This window comes from Bradyrhizobium sp. CCBAU 25338, assembly GCF_028128965.1.
Classification (GTDB): Bacteria; Pseudomonadota; Alphaproteobacteria; order Rhizobiales; family Xanthobacteraceae; genus Bradyrhizobium; species Bradyrhizobium liaoningense.
Genome location: NZ_LFKY01000001.1, coordinates 181747 through 205109 on the forward strand (window position 1 = coordinate 181747; position 23363 = coordinate 205109).

21 protein-coding genes are annotated in these 23363 nt (G+C 65.0%); 15 read left to right on the forward strand and 6 right to left on the reverse strand.

The features are described 5' to 3' along the window. The first annotated feature begins 368 nt into the window (after positions 1 to 368). Entirely contained in the window at positions 369 to 1505 is a 1137-nt protein-coding gene (locus ACM42_RS00800; RefSeq protein WP_271526227.1) for a GNAT family N-acetyltransferase, read from the forward strand. Between the two features lie 28 nt (positions 1506 to 1533). Here ACM42_RS00800 and ACM42_RS00805 read toward each other — a convergent pair whose 3' ends face one another. Continuing rightward, positions 1534 to 2757 carry an FAD-dependent oxidoreductase gene (locus ACM42_RS00805; RefSeq protein ID WP_271526228.1) on the reverse strand — a complete coding sequence of 408 codons (1224 nt, stop codon included), beginning with the start codon at positions 2755 to 2757 and terminating at the stop codon, positions 1534 to 1536. A gap of 461 nt (positions 2758 to 3218) precedes the next feature. Here ACM42_RS00805 and ACM42_RS00810 point away from each other — a divergent pair, with 461 nt between their 5' ends. From ACM42_RS00810 to ACM42_RS00820, 3 genes are all read left to right on the forward strand, one after another. Next, a complete protein-coding gene (locus tag ACM42_RS00810) occupies positions 3219 to 4565 on the forward strand; it encodes a lipopolysaccharide biosynthesis protein (RefSeq protein ID WP_271526229.1) in 1347 nt (448 codons plus the stop codon). 238 nt (positions 4566 to 4803) lie between these two features. Beyond that, positions 4804 to 5979: a glycosyltransferase family 4 protein gene (locus tag ACM42_RS00815; RefSeq protein WP_271526230.1), complete on the forward strand. Its 1176-nt coding sequence runs from the start codon at positions 4804 to 4806 to the stop codon at positions 5977 to 5979. A 29-nt stretch (positions 5980 to 6008) separates the two neighbouring features. Continuing rightward, positions 6009 to 7544, forward strand: a complete 1536-nt coding sequence (locus tag ACM42_RS00820) for a glucosamine inositolphosphorylceramide transferase family protein (protein ID WP_271526231.1) — start codon at positions 6009 to 6011, stop codon at positions 7542 to 7544. A 54-nt stretch (positions 7545 to 7598) separates the two neighbouring features. Here the strand turns inward: ACM42_RS00820 and ACM42_RS00825 are convergent, their stop codons facing one another. Then, on the reverse strand, positions 7599 to 8522 hold the full coding sequence (locus ACM42_RS00825; RefSeq protein WP_271526232.1) for a LysR family transcriptional regulator: 924 nt from the start codon (positions 8520 to 8522) through the stop codon (positions 7599 to 7601). 107 nt (positions 8523 to 8629) lie between these two features. Between ACM42_RS00825 and ACM42_RS00830 the strand changes: the two genes are divergently transcribed. The 11 genes from ACM42_RS00830 (at position 8630) to ACM42_RS00880 (ending at position 19499) form a co-directional block, all read left to right on the forward strand. After that, positions 8630 to 8953 carry a Dabb family protein gene (locus tag ACM42_RS00830; protein WP_028176754.1) on the forward strand — a complete coding sequence of 108 codons (324 nt, stop codon included), beginning with the start codon at positions 8630 to 8632 and terminating at the stop codon, positions 8951 to 8953. After that, a complete protein-coding gene (locus ACM42_RS00835; RefSeq protein ID WP_271526233.1) occupies positions 8950 to 10029 on the forward strand; it encodes a maleylacetate reductase in 1080 nt (359 codons plus the stop codon). The genes ACM42_RS00830 and ACM42_RS00835 overlap by 4 nt, the downstream gene beginning before the upstream one ends. Positions 10030 to 10034: 5 nt before the next feature. Beyond that, entirely contained in the window at positions 10035 to 11408 is a 1374-nt protein-coding gene (locus tag ACM42_RS00840) for an amidohydrolase family protein (protein ID WP_271526234.1), read from the forward strand. A gap of 21 nt (positions 11409 to 11429) precedes the next feature. Beyond that, positions 11430 to 12332 (forward strand): NAD(P)-dependent oxidoreductase, encoded by a 903-nt coding sequence (locus ACM42_RS00845; RefSeq protein WP_271526235.1) that lies wholly within the window; start codon positions 11430 to 11432, stop codon positions 12330 to 12332. 15 nt (positions 12333 to 12347) lie between these two features. Beyond that, complete coding sequence (locus ACM42_RS00850) at positions 12348 to 13232, forward strand: intradiol ring-cleavage dioxygenase (RefSeq protein WP_271526236.1); 885 nt, start codon at positions 12348 to 12350, stop codon at positions 13230 to 13232. Positions 13233 to 13286: 54 nt separating this feature from the next. Continuing rightward, the gene (locus tag ACM42_RS00855) at positions 13287 to 14681 is read left to right on the forward strand and encodes an FAD-linked oxidase C-terminal domain-containing protein (protein WP_271526237.1); all 1395 of its coding nucleotides are present in this window, start codon (positions 13287 to 13289) and stop codon (positions 14679 to 14681) included. Then, positions 14678 to 16201: a sugar ABC transporter ATP-binding protein gene (locus ACM42_RS00860; RefSeq protein ID WP_271526238.1), complete on the forward strand. Its 1524-nt coding sequence runs from the start codon at positions 14678 to 14680 to the stop codon at positions 16199 to 16201. The genes ACM42_RS00855 and ACM42_RS00860 overlap by 4 nt, the downstream gene beginning before the upstream one ends. Next, positions 16194 to 17144: an ABC transporter permease gene (locus ACM42_RS00865; protein WP_271526239.1), complete on the forward strand. Its 951-nt coding sequence runs from the start codon at positions 16194 to 16196 to the stop codon at positions 17142 to 17144. The genes ACM42_RS00860 and ACM42_RS00865 overlap by 8 nt, the downstream gene beginning before the upstream one ends. Next, entirely contained in the window at positions 17141 to 18118 is a 978-nt protein-coding gene (locus ACM42_RS00870; protein WP_197968247.1) for an ABC transporter permease, read from the forward strand. The genes ACM42_RS00865 and ACM42_RS00870 overlap by 4 nt, the downstream gene beginning before the upstream one ends. A 42-nt stretch (positions 18119 to 18160) precedes the next feature. Continuing rightward, positions 18161 to 19135 carry a sugar ABC transporter substrate-binding protein gene (locus tag ACM42_RS00875; RefSeq protein ID WP_271526240.1) on the forward strand — a complete coding sequence of 325 codons (975 nt, stop codon included), beginning with the start codon at positions 18161 to 18163 and terminating at the stop codon, positions 19133 to 19135. A gap of 76 nt (positions 19136 to 19211) precedes the next feature. Beyond that, positions 19212 to 19499, forward strand: a complete 288-nt coding sequence (locus ACM42_RS00880) for a YciI family protein (protein ID WP_271526241.1) — start codon at positions 19212 to 19214, stop codon at positions 19497 to 19499. A gap of 3 nt (positions 19500 to 19502) precedes the next feature. Here the strand turns inward: ACM42_RS00880 and ACM42_RS00885 are convergent, their stop codons facing one another. From ACM42_RS00885 to ACM42_RS00900, 4 genes are read right to left on the reverse strand one after another with little or no spacing between them, the layout of a single operon-like run. Further along, on the reverse strand, positions 19503 to 20480 hold the full coding sequence (locus ACM42_RS00885; RefSeq protein WP_028176743.1) for an ABC transporter ATP-binding protein: 978 nt from the start codon (positions 20478 to 20480) through the stop codon (positions 19503 to 19505). Continuing rightward, a complete protein-coding gene (locus tag ACM42_RS00890; protein ID WP_271526242.1) occupies positions 20477 to 21466 on the reverse strand; it encodes an ABC transporter ATP-binding protein in 990 nt (329 codons plus the stop codon). Before ACM42_RS00890 ends, ACM42_RS00885 begins: the two co-directional genes overlap by 4 nt. 19 nt (positions 21467 to 21485) lie before the next feature. Next, the gene (locus ACM42_RS00895) at positions 21486 to 22409 is read right to left on the reverse strand and encodes an ABC transporter permease (protein ID WP_271526243.1); all 924 of its coding nucleotides are present in this window, start codon (positions 22407 to 22409) and stop codon (positions 21486 to 21488) included. Further along, a complete protein-coding gene (locus ACM42_RS00900) occupies positions 22406 to 23347 on the reverse strand; it encodes an ABC transporter permease (RefSeq protein ID WP_271526244.1) in 942 nt (313 codons plus the stop codon). The genes ACM42_RS00895 and ACM42_RS00900 overlap by 4 nt, the downstream gene beginning before the upstream one ends. Between the last annotated feature and the right edge of the window lie 16 nt (positions 23348 to 23363).

Genomic DNA, 23363 nt, shown 5'->3' on the forward strand with positions numbered 1-23363 from the left:
CCTGCTTTCGGGCCTGTCGTGCGCTATCGAAGGTTGCGCGGTCGAACCTGCCGATGGATCCGTGCCAAGCCAAGTCGTCGGCACTTCCCGCCACGAGCGACAGGCATCTCTGCCGGCGCCCGAATTCGCCGGGTGTGAATTCCGGCCGGCTGAGCATCATCTGGCATCGAGCCGGCCGCGCACGATCTCATCCTCAGCCCTGGGTCCATGCACCTCCGGCATTTTAAGAATTTGGTAACGATACGAACGTCGCTGAACGCATTAATGCAAATCGCACGCTGCCGGTGTCTGCCCCGTAACGACCTTGCTATAAGCCCGGCCAGGCGCGATCGACGCTCGCGAAATCGACCTGGTTTCATTGATTGCTCATGAACAAGCTTAGCAATACGTTCGACATCGTCATCGAGCAGTCGTTCGACTTTCTGTCTCCGGAATATGCAGAGCTGTTTGATCGCTCGGCCGCCACTGCGTTCCAGCATCCGGTCTGGCTGCATAGCCTCTACACCAGGCTCGCGCCGGAAACGGGCGCAACTCCTCTGGTCGTCGTGGTCCGCCACCGCGCGACGGGGGCCCTCGCGATGGTGCTGCCCCTGCTCCGGATCCGGCGCGGTCCGATACGAACCGTCGAGTTCGCCGACCTCCGCGTTTCCGACTACCTGGCGCCGGTTTGCAGCCCGAATGTGTTCTCGCAATTGCTCGACGACGCGGCTGCGTGCGCGCAGATTCGGCGCCTTGTCCGTCCTTTCGATCTGCTCCGAATGGTCAAGCTGCCCGACGGACGGCTTCCGATCGAAGACCTCCTGGCTGCGTCCCGCCGCGTAGCGATGGACACCAATGCCTACGCGACGGTTCTCGTCGCGCCGTTCGAGCAATGGCGGGCCAGCACGCTCGATCGCTCCTATCAGAAGGAGCTCGCAAAGAAACGTCGTCAGCTCGAGAAGAAGGGCGCGCTGAGCTTCTCGTGCTGCGGCGACAGCGCGTCCGTGCTCGAGGCGCTGGACGTCATGAGGAAGTTCCGGGGGCCGCGCTTTCACGCACAGGGCGACGGAGACCTGCTGCAGCGCCCCGAATATTACGGCTTCTATTCCGCCGTCGCGCTTCGCGGCCTGGACTCCTTTGTCCGCCTCTATGCCATGAAGATGGACGGCGAGGTGATCGCCGCCGTGCTCGGACTGTGCCACCAGGGCAGCTTCCTCATCATCATGAGCGCCTTCGACATCGCCGGTTACAAGAGCCAGTCCCTTGGCGCGCTGATGTTCGAGCAGGTGGCGCGGGACTGTATCGAGCGCGGAGATCGGACGCTCGATTTCACCATTGGCGACGAGCCATACAAGAAATTGTTCGGCGGGCAGCCTTCGCCGATGTGGGCGGTCACGCAGGCCGGCAGCACCGCAGGCGCCATCGCCCTCTTCGCGCTGAAGCAGGCTCCCTGGCTCAAGCTGGCGGCCAAGCGGCTATCGGATTTGAGACTCCAGCCCGCGCGCACCCCAACTCCCACGCGCTGACCGACGGCACGCGAAGGAGGAGCAAAACTCAGGCGCGCAACGCGCCGCGGACACGCCCGAGCCAACCCGGGTGCATCTGATCGACGCGATGTGTCAGACTGCGCCGCAGGAAGTGCAACCGTCGTCGTACATCCCAGCCGATGTCGTTGCGGGACGTCAGGGCCTCGCGGAAGCGCGCCATCTTCAGCGACTGCTGGTCCGCCGCGATCTTGTCGCGATCGGAATAGAACTGCGAGATCTTCTCTCGGCCCATGCCTGGGGTCATGAGCCACCGCGGCGCGTATTCGGTGCAAAGACGGTCGACGTCCACCAGCAGGCGGGCGACGCCCGTGCCGGCAGCGGGGCAGTTGGTCTGGAACGCATCGCCGATGAGCACCACGCCGGGCTGGAGATGCCCCTCGACGACAGTCAGATCCATCACCCAGTTCCGGACCCGGTCAATCACGCGGAAATCGCCGAGGTAGTCCCGCAATCCCGGCAGCAGGCGCAAGACCGTCGCCTCCGGCTCGCGACGCAACTCGCGCATGATCGGGTCGGTCGGATCGCGGAACATGAAGAGATTGGCCCGCATGCCGGCACGGACGGGAAACAGGCTGAGATAGTCGATGCCATCCGCCGTGCGTTCGCCATAGCAGGTCAGCGCCTCGAAATCGAACGGGGTACCGTCCTGGCGGGCGATCGTGAATCCGAATGAAACCGAATGGCGCTCGGCCAGCACGCGCCGTCTGATGCCGAGCTTGTAACCCAGGACTCCCGCCATGCCCGTAGCCAGAACAACGAGGCGCGCGGTGACGCGCCGTCCGGAGGCCAGTTCGAGATGCTGGACATCGTCGTTGTTGCTGATCGCCGTGACCTCGTCGACGATCAGGTGGGATCGATCGGGGATCTGGCGACGCGCCATGGCGACAAGATCGGCATAGGGGAATCCGTAAGCCTGGCCGACGCTGACATCGACCACTTTGCCCTCCCGGATGTTGAGCACCTGGTCATATCGGCAAGCGACGTCCTCGAGCGCGTTGAGAAAGCCCAGCTTGCGAAACAACTCCAGCTGATGGCCGCCGATCTTTTCGACCCGGAATTCGTCCGGATAGATCGCGCGCTTGTCGACGAGAGCAACGCGATGCCCCGCCCGCGCCAGCACGGCCGCCGCCAGCGATCCCGCAAGGCCGCCGCCGACAACGGCGATGTCGGAGACGATCGTTGCCGTCTCGCCCTCATCAATCGGCTCGGTCACGGCTCCATCCGTCGTCATGGCTTCGGCTCCAGGTTCACGGAGGTTCCAGTGCAACTCTCCCGCCTGATGTCGCATCGCAGAGCCAAGTGCGATCATTTCCGAAGATTGAGGTTAATGACCGGAAGCGGCGGGCGCGCTGCCGCCGTTCCGGCACGCGTCTTGCTCGAGATGCTCCGTAGATTCCGGGTTCCGACATCCCGGCGACCGATCCCGCGCCATTCCGCACTCGAACCGCCGATCTCGCCTTCTTCGGTCGTCGATGCGGCGCTAGGCCGTCAGTCGGTCGAGCTGAACTTTGCACCAACCGGGACAATGAGGACGCCGATGTTCCAGAGTGAAGCAGCCGACGTAGCCGCGATATCGTCGCGGCCGGCGAGATCCTGCATCTCGTCCATTAACACTCGCGCCGTTGCAGCATGCTAGGTTGTCGCCGGTATCGGAACACGTCTCTTCAGGGGAACGCAGCCCCTTAACCCTCCATGATCGAAGTCATCCTCCAGTTCATGCGGCGCGATGTCACGCGCGGTGTTGCCGGGACCATCCTCCTCAAGGTTGGCAGCGGCGTGCTCGCGTTTGCATTGTTCTCGCTGGCGGCACGAACGATGTCGCCCGATGGCTTCGGCATCTTTGCGACCTGGCTCTCCGTCGCCCAGATCGCAGCCGTCCTGGGACTGGTCGGCCAGGAATCCCTGCTGGTGCGATTCCTCAACGAGTATCAGGTCAGTGAGAGGCCGGACCTCACCAAAGGCGTCCTCCTGTCGAGCTTCAAGATCGCTTCGGTCGCAATGCTGATCGTGATCGCCGGGATCGCCATCGTGGCAAGCATGAGAGGCGACTGGTGGCTGCTGATCCTCGTGGTGTCGGCCTACACGGCCGTCAACGCCGCAGTGATGCTGGGGAGCCAGATCGCTCGCTCGCTGGTCAGCATTCTCATGGGCGAAGGAAATCGCGAGTTCTTCTGGCGAGTCATCGTCGTCCTGTTCCTGCTCGCCATGCTGCTCAGCCATCGGCAACTCGATCCCACCGAGTTGATCGCGGTGATGACGATGGCCATGTCGGTGGGCCTGATTGCGCAGATCATTTCGATCGCGCGAGTGCTGCCGGATTTGCGCGGTACGCCGGCACGCACCGAGACGTCCCGCTGGCGATCGAGCGCCCTTCACTTCTGGCTCGCATCCATCCTTGAAGCCGCCAACCAGTATTTCGACGTCATTCTGGTCTACTGGATGCTGGACCCGACGACCGCCGGAATCTACTTTGCCGCCTCGCGCCTTGCCAACATCTTCGCCATGCTGTCCGCAGCGCTGTACACTTTCGGCGCGCGCCGGCTTCCGTCGCTGTATTTCAGCAAAAACCACCGGGAGTTCGAGCGGACGTTGCGGTTGATGGCGGAAGTGACCGCACTTTGCGTGATCGCCGGACTCGTCACCATCTGGATCGGCGGTCCCTATCTCCTCAACCTGTTCGGACCTCATTTCACCGCACAGCACTCGGTCTTGATCGTGCTCGCGATCGGAACCGCCATCCAGGCGGCAGGCGGCCCGTCTGCCGCGATCCTGCAGCTGACCGGCCATGAACGAATCTATGTGCCGGTCGTTGCGGCCAACGTCGCGCTGCGGCTCGTGGGGTTTATCGTCCTCATTCCCTGGCTCGGCGTGCTTGGCGCGGCGATTTCGGCGACGGTGTCGCTCGCGCTCGCGACCATTGCCCTGAATATCCTCTGCCGCCGGCGATCCGGGGTGGATCCTTCGGTCCTCGTGCTCTTGCGCTTCTCTGCTTCGAGGCGCGGCAACTTTGCAGTTCGCGGCGCGGACTCGAGCGACTAGATGTCATCAGGCCGCTGCTCGAGGAATCCGCAGTCACGCGCCGGCAGCGTGCAAGACGGATTGGTTAACGCACTCGCCGCGCACCGTCGGGGAAACAGCGGAAATACCGCGCGAATGATGTCGTTGCAAAGGCCTCGCATTAACTCCGTTTGTTGCTAGCCGATGTCCGGGCGATACCCGCATGATAGGTACGGAGTTAAGAAGGTGAAGATTTCGTTTCTTTAGCGGGTCGGGGTCCGTGCTCCACTATCAGCCGAACAAGGAATTGGGCGAGACGAGCGCGATGGCTTTGGCGCGGCCGGACAACGGCGGGCCGAAACTGCACGTGCTTCTCGCGCAAACCCAGGCCGAGAACGCCGGTGCGCAGGAAATCTCGCGGCTTCTCGGCGCCGGGCTCACCGCTCGCGGCTACCGGGTCACCAATCTATTCTTCTTCCGCAAATCGGACTCTTTCGATGAGCCGCCGGATACGCTCTACTGCGCGCCGAGCCGGCCGGGCAATCCGGTAGCGCTGCTGCGGATGCTGCGGACGCTCGGCCGCCATATAAGGGCCACGAGGCCCGACGCCGTCCTGACTTTCCAACATTTCGGCAATGTCATCGGCGGTGGCGTGACGCGCCTCGTCAGCCGTGCACCGGTTGTCGCAAATCAGGTTTCATCCGCAATGTCGATGAGTTGGCCGGTCCGAACCGCCGACATCGTCATGGGCAGCCTCGGCTTCTTCGACTGCATCACGCTCAATTCGAAGGACATGCAGCGCGAATATTCGCGCTACCCCGCGGCCTACCGCTCGCGCATGGTGCATGTGCCTCACGGCTTCGACGACAAGGCCCTAACGCTGTCGAAGGAGGCTGCACGACATAGGTTCAACCTGCCGCCGGACTGCGTCCTGCTTGGCTGCGCAGCAAGGCTGCATCCGCACAAGCGGCTCGATTTGGCGATACGTCTGTTGCCGGATCAGCCATCCTGGCGCCTCGCCCTCGCCGGCCAGGGCGCCGACGAGGCCCGACTGAGACAGCTCGCGAACGACTTGAACGTCTCGGACCGACTGCATTGGCTCGGGGAGATTCCTCCCAGCCGGATGGCGGACTTCCTGGCCTGCCTGGACGTGTTCGTCTTTCCGACACAGGCCGAAACCTTCGGTCTGGCCGCTGTCGAGGCTGCGAACGCCGGTGTTCCCTCGGTCGTGACGGATCTTCCCGTCCTGCGCGAAGTGTTGTCCTACGAAGGAAGACCGACTGCGCTTTTCGTCGATGCCTCCGATCATGCGAAGCTCTCCGCAGCCGTCTCCACGCTGTTGACGGACAAGCACCTGAGCGACGAACTGCGACAAAACGCCAAAGGCCTGAGATTGCGCTATTCGGTAGATGCGATGGTTGACGAATACGTTCGTATTCTCGAGCAGGTCATTTGACATGATCCGTTGAAACAGATTGGCTCGACATGATCATCGAGTTTCGCTGTGAACGCGACTACGCGCGGCAGTGGATGGCGCGCGAGACGCTGTCGATCGACGGCCGGGACGTGCCAGTGCGAATCGTATGGGCGCCAACGGCGGAGCCGCGGCCCGCAGGTCTCGACGCCCTGTTCGAGCTCGAACGCGTGGTGCTGCGCAAAGGCAAACATGGCGGCGCAGACAGGCTGAAGATCGTTCCGGAAGGGGCGCAGGCCTGCGGCGGCACCGCCGATATGATCGTCGATTTTACGGGCGCCGCGCGGGATCCGGACTGCTCTGCCCGGCTGTATCTGCGTCCGCTGTTCAACGGAGCTGCGGGCGAAAATGCCGCCCTCGCCGCCATTCTCGCCGGCGACCTGCCCGTGATCGACATCGTCAACGAGGTCGACGGTTCGGTCCTCGACCGCGGCCATCCATCCGGAGAAATTGCCGCGGGCCTCAGCGGCGCGCTCGAAACCGTCATGGCGCGAACCCTGACCATGGTGGCGGCGGTCCTGTCGGGAAGGCCGCGAATTGTGCCGCAACTGGCGCGCCCCGCCGGGAATGGCTTGCGCCGCGAACCCGTCGGCTATGTCGCTCGCGGCCTTGCCGTTTCGATCGCCAAGGAGATCTATCGCCTCTGCTGCTATGCCCCGCATTGGCATATCGGATGGCGCTTCAATGACGGCGGGGGCGTCTGGCAGACCGGAGATCTATCCGGCCCCAGCTGGAACGTTCTGGGAGATCCTGGAAACCACTTCTACGCCGATCCCTTTCCGATCACGTGGCAGGGACGCACATTCGTCTTCTTTGAGGATCTCGATCACCGCGTCGGAAAAGGCATCATTTCGGCGATCGAGTTCAGTGACGCGGGGCCGGTCGGCGAGGTGATGCCGGTGCTGGAGGAGCCCTGGCACCTCTCCTATCCGTTTCTGATCGAAGACGATGGCGAGCTGTGGATGATCCCGGAGAGCTCGACGCGCGGGGACGTCGCCCTCTACAAATGCGTTCGGTTTCCGGACAAATGGGCGCGATATGCGACGCTCCTTTCCGGCTTCGAGCTGGCCGACGCCACGATCACGCGGCACAACGGCCTGCACTATCTATTTGGCGCCTGGCGCGACGGCACGGGTGGCTATTCGGATTCGCTGGCGATCTACTACGCCGACCGCCTCTTGGGACCCTGGTTGCCCCACGCCAGCAATCCGGTCTTGATCGACCGCGCAAGCACGCGGCCGGCGGGGAATTTCGTCACCCTCAATGACAAATTGTGGCGACCGGTCCAGGATTGTGCCGACGGATACGGCGCGGCGCTCGCCCTGGCGGAGGTGGTCGAACTGTCGCCGACGGCGTTCAAGCAGATCGTCCGCCACTCTCTGAAGCCCGGACCGCTATGGCCCGGCAGGAAATTGCATACCTTGAACCGCTGCGGCCGGCTCGAGCTGATCGACGGATCGCGCGTCCAACCCAAGACGCCTGCATTCGCGAGTCAATTTCCGTCGACCGTCTCGTCTGCACGAACCAACCCGAGTTCCGCTGCTTGATCTGCGTTTCGCGCGCCGACCCGCTCACGGCGATCGGAATTCTCAGGCGGGCGTTCATTTCGCCGCTTCGATCCAGATGCCGGGCTGGGAATGCTCGCGGATGTGGCTGACCAGGAAGTCCGAGAACACCCTGATCTTCGCGGGCAGCCTGACGCGGTTCTGATAGGCGATGTTCATGGTGAGCAGAGGCAGCTCCCAGCCCATCAGGACCGGCACCAGCCGGCCGGCCGCGATATCACCCTGCACGATATAGAGCGGCTGGATCAGGATGCCCAGCCCTGCACGCGCTGCGCCACAGATGATCTGGCCGTCATTGCTGTCGAGCGTCGGCGCGATGCGGATGGTCTGCGTCGTGCTGCCCTGGCTCAGCCGCAGCGAATAGGGATCGTTGGCGAGGTTGTAGATCAGCATATTGTGGCGGGCGAGATCGGCGGGATGCTCCGGCCAGCCGTGCTTCTCCAGGTAGGAGGGCGCCGCAGCCAGCACGCGGTGCATCTGGCCGATCCGGCGGACGATGATGTTGGAGTCCGGTTCGTGCTCCCGCGTGCGGATCGCGACGTCAATGCCAGCTTCGATGAAGTCGGGATACCGGTTTGCGCTGATGATCTGCACGCTGAGATTGGGATAGAGCGCGCGGAAGGCGGGCAGCATCGGCGCGAGATAGATCATCGCGAACGACAACGAGCTCGTCACGCGCAGCATGCCCTTGGGCGACAGCGCGCGGTCGGAGACGGCATCCTCAGCCTCAGCCAATTCGTTCAAGAGCGTGCCGCAGCGCTGCAGCAGCTCCTGTCCTGCCTCGGTCAGCCATTGCCGGCGCGTGTTGCGCTCGATCAGCCGGACCGCAAGCCGCTCCTCCAGCGCGCTGAGATGACGGCTGACAGCCGCGTTCGACATCCGCAGCGCTTCGGCAGCTTTGGACAGGCTGCCGAGTTCAGCGGTTTTGGAGAAGACCTCGAGTTGGAGAAGCCGGTCCATTTTTTCACAAACAGGAAAAGAGACTTACAAATTTTGACCTTTATTTCCGATTTCTGCAAGGCAAAATGGCGCCAACAAAGCACTATCGCAGGCGAGGAAACTGGGAAATGTCGGGCCCGATCAGGCACATCGTGATGTGGCGGCTGCGCGGGGACACCCCCGAGGAGCGCTCCGCCGCGCGGGTCAAGGTCAAGACGCTGTTCGAGGGCCTCAAGGGCCGGATCGACGGCCTCACCCATATCGAGGTCGGCCTCGACGTCAGCGCTGTCGACTACGCCTGCGACGTCGTCCTGTTCTCCGAATTCACCGATCAGGCGGCGCTTGCCGCCTACGCCAACCATCCGGAACATCTGCGCGTCCGCGAGGCGCTGGGCGACTTGCGGATCGGACGCTTCCAGGTCGATTATCCCATCAAAGAGACCGGCGCATGATCGGCTCGTTCACCTACGAAAACCTGCCCTGCCGCGTCGTGTTCGGCAGCGGAACGCTGGCTTCCGCCAAGGCCGAGGTCGAGCGGTTCGGCGGCAAACGCGCGCTGGTGCTGACGACGCCGCAGCAGGAGGCGCAAGGCAAGAGCTTGGGCGCCGCGCTCGGCCCGCTCTACGCCGGCCTGTTTTCCGGCGCCACCATGCACACGCCGGTCGAAGTCACGGAACGCGCGCTCGCGGCGCTGAAAGCGTGCGAGGCCGACTGCGTCGTTTCGCTCGGCGGCGGCTCGACCACCGGTCTCGGCAAGGCGCTGGCCTTGCGCACCGGCGTCAACCAGCTCTGCATCCCCACTACCTATGCCGGCTCCGAGATGACACCGATCGTCGGGCAGACCGAAAATGGCCTGAAAACCACGGTCCGCGATGCGGCCGTGCTGCCGGAGACGGTGATCTACGATGTCGATCTGACCCTGACGCTGCCGGCGAGCCTCGCCGCAACCTCCGGCATCAATGCGATCGCCCATGCGGTCGAGGCGCTCTATGCCCGCGACGCCAACCCCGTGACATCGCTGATGGCGGAAGAAGGCATCCGCGCGCTGGCACGCGCCCTGCCCGCGATCGCCACCAAGGCCAACGACCGCGAGGCACGCACCGAAGCTCTTTACGGCGCGTGGCTGTGCGGCGTCTGCCTTGGCACGGTCGGCATGGCGCTGCATCACAAGCTCTGCCACACGCTCGGCGGCACCTTCGACCTGCCGCACGCCGAGACCCACACCATCGTGCTGCCGCATGCGCTGGCTTACAACGCACCGGCGGTGCCCGACGCGATGGCGCGCATCTCGCGCGCGATCGGCGCTGCCGACGCGTCGCAGGGGCTTTTCGAGCTTGCGAAGCGGCTGGATGCGAAGGTCGGGCTGCGTGATATCGGCATGCCTGAAAGCGGCATCGACAAGGCGGCCGACCTCGCCGTCACCAATGCCTACTGGAATCCGCGTCCGCTCGAGCGAAACGCCATCCGCGACCTGATTGCACGCGCCTGGGCCGGCGAGCGGCCGGGCACCGTCAAAGCGGCGGCGTGAACGCGATGCGGCGTACGTTGATCAAATCGGCCACCGTCATCAGCATGGATGACGCGATCGGCGACCTTTCGAGCGGCGATGTGCTGGTCGAAGGCAGCCGGATCGTCGACGTGCGCCCATCGATCGACCTCGGCAGCGGTGCCGGCGAGACCGAAATTGTCGACGGTGCCGGGCGCATCGTCATCCCCGGCCTGATCAACGCGCACATGCACACCTGGCAGACGGGCTTGCGCGGCTATGCCGCGAACTGGACGCTGCTCGAATATTTCCGCCGCATGCATGCCGGGCTCGCGACCGTGTTCCGGCCCGAGGACATCCATATCGCGACGCTGGTCGGTGCGCTGAACCAGATCAACCACGGCGTCACCACGCTGGTCGACTGGTGCCACAACAATCCGACGCCTGATCACACCGATGCCGCCGTGCGCGGCCTGATCGAGAGCGGCATCCGCGCCGCCTTCTTCCACGGCTCCCCAAAGCCCGAGCCGAAGCCGGGCGAGCCGCATTTCTCGGAGATCCCGCATCCGCGCCGTGAGGTCGAGCGGCTGCTCGCAGGTCCCCTCGCCGGCCGCGACGGCCTCGTCACGCTCGGTCTTGCGATCCTTGGTCCGCATTATTCGACGCTCGAAGTCGCCATGCACGATTTCCGCCTGGCGCGAGAATTCGAGCTGATTGCATCGATGCATCAGGGCGGCGGTCCGGCCAAGACGCCCGGCGGCTGGGACAAGCTGATCGAGGCCGGCCTCGTCGGCGCGGGCGTCAACATCGTCCATGGCAACGATCTGCCGGATGAACTCCTGGACCGGATGGTCGATCTCGGCGTGTCCTTCTCGGTGACGCCTGAGAACGAGATGATCCAGGGCCACGGCTTCCCGATCACCGGGCGCCTCCTGAAGCGCGGCGGGCGGCCGACGATCGGCATCGATCTCGAATCGGTGCTGGCAGGCGATCTCTTCTCCGCCGCCCGCGTTGCACTCTCGATGCAGCGGGCGCTCGACAATGCGGAGTCTCGCAAAGTGAGCGGCACCATTCCGCCAACCACGACGATCCCCGCGCGCGAGGCGCTCCGCTGGATCACGACGGAGGGCGCGCGCATGCTCGGCCGCGAGAGGCAGATCGGCTCGCTGACGCCGGGCAAGCTCGCCGACCTCGTCATCATCAACGCCTCCGATCTCAATCTAGTCCCGGTGCACGATCCCGTCGCCACCGTCGTGATGCAGACGAGTCTCGCCAACATCGAGGCCGTGATGATCGGCGGCGCCTGGAAGAAACGTAACGGCCGGTTGCTGGCCGAGGGACTGGAGACGAAGAAGGAGCTGCTGGCGCAATCCGGCCGGCGGCTGGTGCAGGACATCGAACGACAGGGACGCGCTGCCTAGCAGCGCCATTGGACAGGAACAATGACTGACGCTTCCAGGAATGTTGCTTTCATCGGAATCGGCAAGATGGGTCTGCCGATGTCGGCGCTCGTCATCAAGGCCGGGTATGCCGTGACTGCTTTCGATCGGAGTGCTGCACGGCTCGACGAGGCGCGCACACTCGGCGTTTCGGTTGCCGCTTCGCCGGCCGCCGCCGTGAGCGGCAAGCCGGCCGTTGTCACGTCCCTGCCCGATGACGCAGCGTTACGCGGCGCGTTGCTGGGCCCCTCCGGCCTCATCGCCGCGATGGCGCCCGAAGCCAGCTTGATCGAGACCAGCACCGTCAGCGTCGAGGCCTCGACCGAAGTTGCGGCCGCAGCGCAGGCGCGCGGCATTTCCTATCTCCGTTCGCCGGTCTCCGGCAATGCCAGCATCGTCCACACCGGCGCGCTGACCTGCTTCGTCTCGGGGCCGAAGCAAGCCTTCGAGAACGCAAAGCCGCTGTTCGCAGCCTTTACCCGCGCGCAGACCTATCTGGGGCCGGCCGAGGAAGCCCGCTACGCAAAACTGTCCGTCAACCTGATGATCGCGGTGTCGGCCGCGATGATGGCGGAGAGCCTGGCGCTGGCGCGCAAGGGCGGCATCGCCTGGCAGGACATCCTGAAGGTGCTCGACGACAGCGCGATTGCCTCGCCGATGGTGAAGTACAAGACAGCGCCGCTGCGGACTCGCGACTTCGAGTCCACCTTCTCCTGCAGGCAGATGGCCAAGGATCTCGATCTCATCCTCGGCGCCGGGCACGCCGTCGGCGTGCCGCTTCAGCTCGCGGCGCAAGTGCGCGAGACCTATGGCTCGCTGGTGGCGCAGGGCGACGGCGACACCGACTTCATCGCAACCGTCAAGCATCTCGAACGGCTGTCCGGCCTCGGCGAACCGAAGCTGTGATCAACGGAGGCACGCATGCGTAACTTCAACGAGAACACGATCACCGACGCGGCGCTGGAGCGGATCGCGGGGGCGACCGATCCGCGCATCAAGCAAATCAGCGAGGCCCTGGTGCGTCACCTTCATGCCTTTGTCCGCGAGGTGCGGCCGACCCAGAAGGAATGGGAGTACGGCATCGACTTCCTGACCCGCACCGGGCACATGTGCGACGACAAGCGCCAGGAGTTCATCCTGCTGTCGGACACGCTCGGCGTTTCCATGCTGGTCGACGCCATCAACCATCCGGTGCCGGAGGGCGCGACCGAGACCACGGTACTCGGCCCGTTCTTCGTTCAGGCCGCACCGGAGAAGGACAGCGGCGCTGACATCTCCGGCCCGATGGAAGGCGATCCGATGCTGGTGACCGGCTCGGTCTCGACCGTCGACGGAAAACCGCTTGCGGGCGCCGTGGTCGACGTCTGGCACTCCGATGACGACGGCTATTACGACGTGCAGCAGCTCGAGGCCATCGGCGATCTCGCGATGCGCGCCCGCTTCCACACGGACGCGAGCGGCCGCTTCCATTTCTGGTCGATCAAGCCCGCGGCCTACCCGATCCCGCATGACGGTCCGGTCGGCGAGATGCTGGAGGCTCAGGGCCGCCATCCCTGGCGCCCGGCGCATGTGCACTTCATGATCTCGGCACCGGGGTTCGAAAAGCTCGTGACTCATGTGTTCGTCGCGGGCGACCAGTATCTCGACAGCGACGTGGTGTTCGGCGTCAAGGACAGCCTGATCCGGGAATTCGTCCGCCGCCCCGCCGGCCGTGCGCCGGATGGTCGCATGGTGGACACCGAGTATTTTCATCTCAACTACGATTTCGGCCTAAAGCAGGTCGCGAGCAACGCGAGAGCCGCTTAAGCTGGGCTACGGACCAACAAGAGTCCGGCAGCAGGGAGCAGACGGGAGCTGAGGATGGGACCGCGGGTCAGCACGGACATATTGGCCGAGCGCCTCACCGGCATGATCGGCCCGCGCGCGAGCGTTGCGCGCGGCGTGCTCGATCAGCATGGGCAGAGCGAATCGCATTATCGGAGCCTGCCGCCCGATATCGTCGTCTTCCCCGAGACCACGCAGGAGGTCGCGGACATCGTCAAGCTCTGCGCCGGCGCGGGCATGCCGATCGTTCCGTTCGGCGCCGGCACCTCGCTCGAAGGCAACGCGGCCGCGGTCGCCGGTGGCGTCTGCTTCGACTTCGCGCGCATGAACAAGGTGCTGGCCGTGCACGACAGCGACATGGATGTCGTGGTGCAGCCCGGCATCACGCGCAAGCAGCTCAATGCCGAGCTGCGCAATACCGGCCTGTTCTTCCCGATCGACCCCGGCGCCGACGCCTCGATCGGCGGCATGACCTCGACGCGCGCCTCCGGAACCATGGCGGTGCGCTACGGCACCATGAAGGACAATGTCATGGCGCTGGAGGTGGTGCTGGCCGATGGCCGCGTGATCCGGACCGCCCGGCGCGCGCGCAAGTCGGCCGCCGGTTATGACCTGACGCGCATGTTCGTCGGCGCCGAAGGCACGCTCGGGATCATCACCGAGATCACGCTGAAGGTGCATCCGGTGCCGCAGGCTATCTCGGCCGCAGTATGCAGCTTCGACACCCTGCACGACGCCGTCGATACCGCCATCTCCGTGATCCAGTCCGCGATCCCCGTGGCGCGCATCGAGCTACTCGACGACGTCATGATGCGGGGCATCAATGCCTACGCCAAGCTTGGCTATCGCGAGGCCCCCACCCTGTTCTTCGAATTCCACGGCTCGGAGACCTCCGTCGCCGAGCAGGCCGAAGCCGCCCAGGCCATCGCCGCCGACCATGGCGGCCACGGCTTTGCCTGGGCGAAGGCGCCGGAAGACCGCAGCCGGCTCTGGCACGCCCGCGACAACACCCTCTATGCCGGCCTCGGCCTGCGCCCCGGCGCACGCGCGGTGATCACGGATGTCTGCGTGCCGATCTCGCGGCTGGCGGAATGCCTGACCGAGACGCGGCGCGACGCGGACGTGCACGGCTTTGTCGCACCGATCGTCGGTCACGTCGGCGACGGCAATTTCCACATGCTGATCCTGATCGATCCGGCAAAGCCGGAGGAGGCCGAAGGCGCCAAGGCGCTGCAGGCCCGCATGGTCGCCCGCGCCATTGCCATGGACGGCACCTGCACCGGCGAGCACGGCATCGGGCTCGGCAAGATCGACTACCTCACTGACGAGCTCGGCGAAGCCGTCGACGTGATGCGGTCGATCAAGACCGCGCTTGACCCTGATGGACTGATGAACCCCGGAAAGATCTTTGCGAGCGGAGCCAAGGCATGAGCGACGCGCTCCCGATCGAGGTCACCTCGCCCACGCCGCTGCTGGAGCTGCGCGGCATCAGCAAGGAATTTCCCGGCGTCAAGGCGCTGGATGACGTGTCCTTTGCCGTCCATCCCGGCGAAGTCCACATGCTGCTGGGCGAGAACGGCGCCGGCAAATCGAGCTTGATGAAGGTGCTGTGCGGCGCCTACCGCGCCGACGCCGGCGAGTTCTATTACAAGGGCGAGACGGTCGCGATCAATTCCACCGCGGATGCGCAGAAGCTCGGCATTGCCGTGATCTTCCAGGAATTCTCGCTGGTCCCCCATCTCGATATCGCCCAGAACATCTTCCTTGGTCGCGAGCCGAGGGGCCGGATTCCCGGGACCATCGACCGCCGGAAGATTTTGGCTGATGCGAGGCGCGTGCTCGACACGATCGGCTTCGACATCGATCCCTCCACCACCGTCGACAAGCTCGGCGTGGCGCAGCAGCAGATGGTCGAGATCGCGAAAGCGATCAGCCAGAACGCCCGCATCCTGGTCATGGACGAGCCGACCGCGGCGCTGTCGGACCGAGAGACCGAGCTGCTGTTTGCGCTGATCGCGCGGCTGAAGGCCGACGGCGTGTCCATCGTCTACATCTCGCACCGCATGGCCGAGGTGTTCGCGCTCGGCGATCGCATCACTGTGCTGCGCGACGGCCGCCGCATCGACGGCGTCCGTCCCGCTGACGTCACGCCGGACCAGCTCGTCCGCATGATGGTCGGCCGCAACGTCGACATGACCTATCCGCGCCATTTTGCCGACAAGCCCGGCGAGCTGCTGCTCGAGGTCAAGGGCCTGACCGCGCCAACCGGCATCTCGGACATCAATATCGAGGTGCGCCGAGGCGAGATCGTCGGCCTGTGCGGCCTCGTCGGCTCCGGTCGCAGCGAGGTCGCGCGCGCTATTTTCGGCGCCGACCCCGTCACATCAGGGGAGATCATCTTCGATGGCAAGACCATCTCCGGCGAGCCGGATCTCGCCGCCCGCCGCGGCATCGCGCTGATCCCGGAGAGCCGCAAAAGTGAAGGCCTCGCGCTGCTGCGTTCGGTGAGCGACAATCTGGTGGTGTCGGCGCTGCGAAAACTGTTTCCGAGCGGCCTGTTCGACCAGCGCAGTGCGCAGCGCACAGCCGACGGCCTGATCCGCCAATTGAGGATCGCGACACCGAGTGCGCGGCAAACCGTCGGCCTGCTCTCGGGCGGCAACCAGCAGAAGGTCGTGATCGGCAAGTGGCTGGCTGCCGGCTCAAAGCTGTTCATTTTCGACGAGCCGACGCGGGGCATCGACATCGGCGCCAAGTCCGAGATCTTTGCGTTGATCGACCGCCTCGTCGCGGAAGGCGCGGCGGCCCTAATGATCTCGTCCGAGCAGGTCGAGATCTGCCATGTCTGCGACCGCGCCTATGTGATGCGCGAGGGGCGCATTGCCGGGCACCTGATGCGCAGCGAACTGACGGAGGAGAACATCGTGCGACTGGGGATGCATCATGCGTGAAGCCGCGATCGTCTCGGAGCCCAATCCGCTGCAACGCATTCCCGGCGTTGCCATGGTGCTGGTGCTGCTGATCGCGCTGTTCAGCGTGATCGCGCCCGGCTTCCTGTCGGTCGCCAATCTCTCCAACGTGCTGGTGCAGTCAACCATCCTGACCATGCTCGCGCTGCCGATGACTTTGATCATCATGACCGAGGGGCTGGATCTGTCGATGGGTGCGGTGCTGACGCTGACCTCGCTCTGCGTCGCCATCGTGTCGCTCGCGACCAAGTCGATGCTGCTCGGCTTGGGTGCCGGCCTGCTGGTCGGCACGGCCTTCGGCCTCGCCAATGGCTGGCTGGTCGCGATCCTGGGCATTCCGCCCTTCGTCGCGACGCTGGGCACGCTCGGCATGGCGCAGGGACTGTCGCTGATCGTCAGCGACGGCCAGAGCGTGGTCGGCATTCCCCACAGCGTGCGCGACATCTACTCGGCGACGCTTCTCGGAGTCCCCGTTCCGATCGTGATGGCGCTCGTGACCTACGCGGTCTTCCACGTGCTGCTCTATCATACAAGGTTCGGCACCTACATCTTCGCTCTCGGCGGCAACCGCGAGGCGCTGCGCTATGCCGGTCTCTCGCCGAACCGGCTCCTGATCGCGGTGTACGCGATCGGCGGCGCCATGGCCGGCATCGCCGGCCTGCTGATGACCGCGCGGATGAATTCCGGTCACCCCACCGCCGGCCTCGGTCTCGAATTCGATGCCATCGCCGCGGTCGCCGTCGGCGGCACCTCGTTCGAGCGCGGCAATGGCTGGCTGCTCGGCACGCTGCTCGGCGTCCTCTCGGTCGGCGTGTTGCGCAACGGGCTGAACCTGATCTCCCTGCCGTCCTCTGTGCAGGTCGCAAGCGTCGGCATCCTCGTCATCGTTGCCCTGTTCCTCGACGGCCTCAGGAGCCGCGCATGACCGACATCACCAAGGACGCCATCGCGCCGCCCCGCTCGTTTCTCTCGCAGGACGCGATCCAGGTGTTTTACCGCCTGCTCGCGGCGCTCTTGATCTGCGCGGTGCTCGCCGTGCTCAGCGACTCCTTCCTGAGCCTCGGCAACATCCTCAACGTGCTCAGGCAGGCGAGCCTGACCTTCTTCATCGCCTCCGGCCTGACGCTGGTGGTGCTGACCGCCGGCCTCGATCTGTCCGTCGGCGCCAATGTCGCGCTGTCCGCCTGTATCGCCGGGACCGTGATCCACACGACCGGCTCGCCGGCGCTCGGCATCCTCACCGGGCTTGCCTGCGGCGGCATCGTCGGCCTGCTCAACGGCATCATGGTCACTGCGCTCCGCATCCCCTCCTTCATCGCCACCTACGGCATGCTCTGGGTGCTGAACGGCCTCACCTACTGGTACATGGCGGGCGAGACCCTGCACGGCTTCCCGGCCGGCTTCCGCCAGATCGGCAGCGGCTACCTGTTCGGCCTGCCCATCCCGGTCTATCTGCTGCTGGTTTTCCTCGGGATCGGGACGTTCTTCGCGCAGCGCACGATCTGGGGCCAGGAGATCTATGCGATCGGCGCCAATCCGGTCGCGGCGCGGCTCTCAGGCATCCCGGTCGCGCGGCGCCTGCTGCTGGTCTATGCCGTCTCCGGCACCATGGCCGGGCTCGCCTCGATCATCTTCCTGTCGCGGCTCAATTCGGCCGAGGCCGACATCGGCGAGAGCCTGACGCTGCCCGCGATCGCGGCCGTGCTGATCGGCGGCACCTCGCTGTTCGGCGGCGTCGGCACCGTGTTCGGCACCTTCATCGGCGCGCTGATCCTCACCCTGGTGCTGAATGGCATGAACCTGCTCTCGGTCAGCGCCAACTGGCAGCCGCTCGTCACCGGCGTCATCGTCATTCTCGCGGTCTGGCTCGACATGAAGACCCGCCGCCGCGCGCAATGAGTTCTTGAAGTTCCAACAAGCAAAACGAGGGATGGAGGCAACATGAAACAGAAACTTGGCTATCTGACGCTGCCGCTGCTGATGGCGGCCGCGTTCACCACGCACGCACGCGCCGACGGCGAGACCATCGCTGTCTTCACCAAGAACCAGACCAATCCGTTCTTCCAGACGGTGCGGGTCGGCGCCGACAACATGGCGAAGACGCTGAACGCGAAGACGCTTCAGTACATCCCGACCAAGCCGGACTCGATCCCCGAGCAGCTCAGCCAGATCGAGGACGTCGTGGTCAAAAAGCCGAGCGCGATCGTCTTCACGCCGGTCGACTACAAGGCGATGGTGCCCGGCGTCGAGAAGATCAACGAGGCCAAGATCCCGGTCGTCAACATCACCGACCGCTCAGCCGGCGGCAAGTTCCTGTCCTTCGTCGGCGCCGACGATTACAGTCTCGGGCTGGAGACCGCGCGCTTCCTCCTGAAGACGCTGGGAGGCAAGGGCAATATCGTCATCATCGAGGGCGTCAAGGGCTCGCTGACCAATGTCGACCGCGTCCGCGGCTTCAACGACGCGCTGAAGGAGAATCCGGGCGCCAAGCTCCTGGCCTCCCAGCCCGGCAACTACCAGCGGCTCCAGGCGCTCCAGGTGATGGAGAACCTGATGCAGTCGAACTCGCAGATCGACGGCGTGCTCGCCGCCAACGACGCGATGGCGGTCGGCGCGATCGAGGCGCTCGACGGCGCCAACCGCAAGGCCCAGGTGATCGGCATCAACGGCACCAAGGAGGCGATCGACGCGATCAAGTCCGGCAAGCTGCTGGCGAGCGGCGACTACAACGGCTTTGCGCAAGGTTGCCTCGGCACCATGATGGCGATCCGCTCCTTGCGCAATCAGCCTGTCATCAGCGAGATCGTGCTGAAGCCGACCGTCATCACCAAGGACAATTACCAGCCGTTCGACGTCCCGCTGGAGCAGCGGACCTGTCCGACCTTCGAGGACGCCGGCAAGCTCGGCGCGAAGTAGACCACCCGATCACGTCGCGTCCGGACGGCCGCCCCCGCGGCCGTCCCAAGAACTGAAGCAAGAAACGGAGACCACCATGCTGTTCGCCATTCACGCTCTCGACCGCACCGGTGCGCTGCCCACGCGGCTTGCCAATTACGACGCGCACAAGGCTTTCCTGAGCGATACCTCACGCTTCGGCGTCAAGATCGTGATGTCGGGACCGCTGGTCTCCGACGACGGCCAGGCGATGATCGGCAGCCTGTTCCTAATCGAGGCGCCGGGCCGGGCCGAGGTCGAAGCCTTCAACCGCGCAGATCCCTTTGCCGCGGCCGGCATCTGGGAAAAGGTCACGATCACGGGCTTCCTGCGCCGGCAGGGTTAAACCCTACGGCAGCTCTTCGAGGTGGCACGCCACCCACTGCTCGCCTCCCGCCGCGCGCAGCACCGGCTCCTCTGTCCGGCAGCGGTCGAAGACGTACGGGCAACGGGTGTGAAAGCGGCATCCGTTCGGCGGGTTGATCGGGCTCGGCACGTCGCCCTTGAGAATGATCGGATTGCGCTGTGCTCCGGGCTCCGGCAACGGCACCGCCGAGAGCAGCGCCTTGGTGTAGGGATGCCTTGGCGCGGCAAAGATCTCCCGGCGCGGCGCCACTTCCACGATCTTGCCGAGATACATGACCGCCACGCGATGGGTCATGTGCTCGACGATCGCGAGATCGTGGCTGATGAACAGCAGCGCGAGGCCGAACTCGCTTTGGAGATCCTGCAGCAGATTGACGATCTGCGCCTTGACCGAAACGTCGAGCGCGGAAACCGCCTCGTCGCACACGATCAGCTCGGGTTCTGCCGCGAGCGCGCGCGCAATGCCGATGCGCTGACGCTGGCCGCCGGAAAATTCGTGCGGCCTGCGGTTCAGCGCCTCGCGCGGCAGGCGCACGGTATCCATCAGCGATGTGACGCGAACCTCGAGATCTTCCGCAGACTTGGCGAGGCCGAAATTGCGGATCGGCTCGGCGAGAATGTCGCGCACGCGCATGCGCGGATTGAGGCTCGAGAACGGATCCTGGAACACAACCTGCACGCGCCGGCGCATCTGGCGCATCGTGCTCGGCGCAGCATCGTCGATCCTCTGGCCGTCGAGGATGACCTGCCCCGAGGTGATCTCGAACAGCCGCAGGATGGCGCGGCCGACCGTCGATTTGCCGCAGCCGGACTCCCCGACCAGCGACAGGGTCTCGCCCCGCGCGATCTCGAACGACACGCCGTCGACCGCATAGACGAATTCGGACTTGCGCCCGAACAGGCCGGTCTTGACCGGAAAGTGCTTCTTGAGGTCGTTGACCTGGAGCAGCGGAGGACTCATGCCGCGATGGCTCCCTTGGCGGCGTAATGACAGGCGGCGACGTGGTGGGGGCCCTTCTCCTCCAGCCCTGGCGCATATTGGCGGCAGAGATCGGTCGCGAGCGCACAGCGTCCGGCAAAGACGCAGCCGGTGATCGGCTTGCGGAGATCCGGCACCTGCCCGGGAATCTCGGCGAGCCGCCTCGCAGTGCCGGACAGCGACGAGCCGAGCCGCGGCACCGCGCCAAGCAAACCTTGCGTATAGGGATGACGCGGCGAACGGAACAGCTCGGCCACCGGCGCCTCCTCGACCTTGCGGCCCGCATACATCACCATGACACGCTCGGCGATCTCGGCGACGACGCCGAGATCGTGGGTGATGAGGATGATCGCAGCGCCGACCCGGCTCTTCAGGTCCAGCATCAGCTTCAGGATCTGCGCCTGGATCGTGACGTCGAGCGCGGTTGTCGGCTCGTCCGCAATGAGAAGCTTCGGATTACAGGCGAGCGCGATGGCGATCATGACGCGCTGACGCATGCCGCCGGACAGCTGATGCGGGTATTCGCGCACGCGGCGTTTCGGCTCGGGAATGCCCACCAGCGTCAGCATCTCGATCGCGTGCGCCTCTGCCGCCTGCTTGTCGAGGCCCTGATGGATCATCAAGGTCTCGCGGATCTGGCGGCCGACGGTCAGGACCGGATTGAGGCTGGTCATCGGCTCCTGGAAGATCATCGAGATGTCGTTGCCGCGGATCGCACGCATCTCGCGATCGGACAGCTTCAGCAGGTCCCTGCCCGCAAAGCGGATGCTACCTGCGATCCTGCCCGGCGGCTCCGGGATCAGTCGCATCAGCGACATCGACGTCACCGACTTGCCGCAGCCGGACTCGCCGACGATGGCGAGCGTCTCGCCCTCGTTGACATGGAAGGACACCCCGTCAACGGCGCGATTTATGCCGCTGGGGGTGCGGAAATGGGTCTGGAGGTTCTCGACTTCGAGCAAAGCCATCGCGATCAGCCTAGATCCATCAGAGGCTCTTGGCCATGCGCGGGTCGAGCGCATCGCGAAGGCCGTCGCCGAGCAAATTCACGGCCAGAACGGTAACGGACAGGAACGCCGCCGGGAAGAACACGATGTAGGGCTTCACCTGCCACAGTGCGCGGCCCTCGGCCATGATGTTGCCCCAGGACGGGATGGTCGGCGGCGTTCCGGCGCCGATGAAGGACAGGATCGCCTCGGTGATCATGGCGCTGGCGCAGATATAGGTCGCCTGCACCAGCATCGGCGCGACCGTGTTGGGCAGGATATGGCGGAGGATGATCATTGGAGAGCGCGTGCCGCAGGCCACGGCCGCATCCACATAGGGTTGCTCGCGGAGCGACAGCACCACACTGCGGACGAGGCGCGAGACACGCGGGATTTCGGCAACGGTGATCGCCAGGATGACGTTGCCGACGCTGCCGCGCGTCAGCGCCATCAGCGCGATCGCGAGCAGGATCGGCGGGATCGACATCAAGCCGTCCATGAACCGCATCAGGATGCCGTCGGCCCAGCGGATGAATCCGGAGATCATGCCGATGGCGAGACCCGCCGCAGATGCGAAGATCGCGACCGACAAGCCGACCGTGAGCGAGACGCGCGCGCCAAACAACACGCGGGAATAGATGTCGCGGCCGAGCACGTCGGTGCCGAACCAGAAATCGGCCGACGGCGCCCGGGTCCGCTTGGCGGGTGCGAGCGCGGTCGGGTCGACCGTGCCGAGATAAGGCGCGAAGACCGCGATCAGCACGAGCGCCAGCAACAGCGCGCCGCCGATCGCGACCGTCGGATGGCCGCGCAGGAGGCCGACAAAGCCGCGCCGGATCGTGACCGGGCGCAGGATTTCAGGCAGCTGCGGCGCGACGACAAGACCGGCCGGCAGCGATTGCGGATTGACGGTCGTATCGGTCAATAGCGGATCCTCGGGTCAACGAGCGTGTAGACGACGTCGATCATCAGATTGACGAGGACGTAGACGAAGCTGAACAGCAGCACGATGCCCTGGATCACCGGATAGTCACGGCGCAGGATCGCATCGATCGTGAGGCGGCCGAGGCCGGGGATCGCGAACACGCTCTCGGTCACAACCGCGCCGCCGATCAGGAGCGCGATGCCGATCCCGATCACGGTCACGATCGGCACCGCCGCGTTCTTCAGCGCGTGAATGAACAGGATGCCGCCCTGCCCGAGGCCCTTGGCCTTGGCGGTGCGGATGTAGTCCTGCTGCAGCACTTCGAGCATGGCCGCCCGGGTGATACGTGCGACCAGCGCGATGTAGACGCAGCCGAGCGCGACCGCCGGCAGGATGAGGTTCTCGAGCCACGGCCAGAAGCCCTGCGTGAGCGGCGTATAGCCCTGCACCGGCAGCCATTCCAGCTCGAGCGCGAAGATGTAGGCGAGTATGTAACCAACCACGAACACGGGCAGCGAGAATCCGAACACGGCAAAGCCCATGATGACGCGGTCGATCAGGCTGCCGGCCTTCCACGCCGCCACCACGCCGAGCGGCACCGCCACCACGATCGTGAGCAGCAGCGTGACCATCATCAGCGACAGCGTCGGACCGAGACGTTGCCCAATCATCGCCGAGACCGGGAGATTGGTGAAGATCGAGGTGCCGAGATCGCCGTGCAGGATGCGCCAGACCCAGCTTCCGAACTGGACCAGGAACGGACGGTTGAGGCCGAGGCTTTGCCGGATGCGCTCCACATCCTCCGGACTCGCCTGGTCGCCCGCGATCACCACGGCCGGATCGCCCGGCGCGATGTAGAGCAGGCTGAACACGAACAGCGCGACGATCGCCATGACTGGCAGGGTCGCGACGATGCGACGGAGGATGTAGGAGAGCATCTGGCCTCAGCGCACG

What these genes read in the sequence shown, in the direction of transcription:
- ACM42_RS00865 (WP_271526239.1), top strand. Translation starts at nt 16,194, where the DNA reads ATGCGTGAAGCCGCGATCGTCTCGGAGCCCAATCCGCTGCAACGCATT.
- ACM42_RS00880 (WP_271526241.1), top strand. Translation starts at nt 19,212, where the DNA reads ATGCTGTTCGCCATTCACGCTCTCGACCGCACCGGTGCGCTGCCCACG.
- ACM42_RS00800 (WP_271526227.1), top strand. Translation starts at nt 369, where the DNA reads ATGAACAAGCTTAGCAATACGTTCGACATCGTCATCGAGCAGTCGTTC.
- ACM42_RS00860 (WP_271526238.1), top strand. Translation starts at nt 14,678, where the DNA reads ATGAGCGACGCGCTCCCGATCGAGGTCACCTCGCCCACGCCGCTGCTG.
- ACM42_RS00855 (WP_271526237.1), top strand. Translation starts at nt 13,287, where the DNA reads ATGGGACCGCGGGTCAGCACGGACATATTGGCCGAGCGCCTCACCGGC.
- ACM42_RS00870 (WP_197968247.1), top strand. Translation starts at nt 17,141, where the DNA reads ATGACCGACATCACCAAGGACGCCATCGCGCCGCCCCGCTCGTTTCTC.
- ACM42_RS00810 (WP_271526229.1), top strand. Translation starts at nt 3,219, where the DNA reads ATGATCGAAGTCATCCTCCAGTTCATGCGGCGCGATGTCACGCGCGGT.
- ACM42_RS00840 (WP_271526234.1), top strand. Translation starts at nt 10,035, where the DNA reads ATGCGGCGTACGTTGATCAAATCGGCCACCGTCATCAGCATGGATGAC.
- ACM42_RS00830 (WP_028176754.1), top strand. Translation starts at nt 8,630, where the DNA reads ATGTCGGGCCCGATCAGGCACATCGTGATGTGGCGGCTGCGCGGGGAC.
- ACM42_RS00900 (WP_271526244.1), bottom strand. Translation starts at nt 23,347, where the DNA reads ATGCTCTCCTACATCCTCCGTCGCATCGTCGCGACCCTGCCAGTCATG.
- ACM42_RS00820 (WP_271526231.1), top strand. Translation starts at nt 6,009, where the DNA reads ATGATCATCGAGTTTCGCTGTGAACGCGACTACGCGCGGCAGTGGATG.
- ACM42_RS00845 (WP_271526235.1), top strand. Translation starts at nt 11,430, where the DNA reads ATGACTGACGCTTCCAGGAATGTTGCTTTCATCGGAATCGGCAAGATG.
- ACM42_RS00825 (WP_271526232.1), bottom strand. Translation starts at nt 8,522, where the DNA reads ATGGACCGGCTTCTCCAACTCGAGGTCTTCTCCAAAACCGCTGAACTC.
- ACM42_RS00885 (WP_028176743.1), bottom strand. Translation starts at nt 20,480, where the DNA reads ATGAGTCCTCCGCTGCTCCAGGTCAACGACCTCAAGAAGCACTTTCCG.
- ACM42_RS00835 (WP_271526233.1), top strand. Translation starts at nt 8,950, where the DNA reads ATGATCGGCTCGTTCACCTACGAAAACCTGCCCTGCCGCGTCGTGTTC.
- ACM42_RS00850 (WP_271526236.1), top strand. Translation starts at nt 12,348, where the DNA reads ATGCGTAACTTCAACGAGAACACGATCACCGACGCGGCGCTGGAGCGG.
- ACM42_RS00875 (WP_271526240.1), top strand. Translation starts at nt 18,161, where the DNA reads ATGAAACAGAAACTTGGCTATCTGACGCTGCCGCTGCTGATGGCGGCC.
- ACM42_RS00805 (WP_271526228.1), bottom strand. Translation starts at nt 2,757, where the DNA reads ATGACGACGGATGGAGCCGTGACCGAGCCGATTGATGAGGGCGAGACG.
- ACM42_RS00890 (WP_271526242.1), bottom strand. Translation starts at nt 21,466, where the DNA reads ATGGCTTTGCTCGAAGTCGAGAACCTCCAGACCCATTTCCGCACCCCC.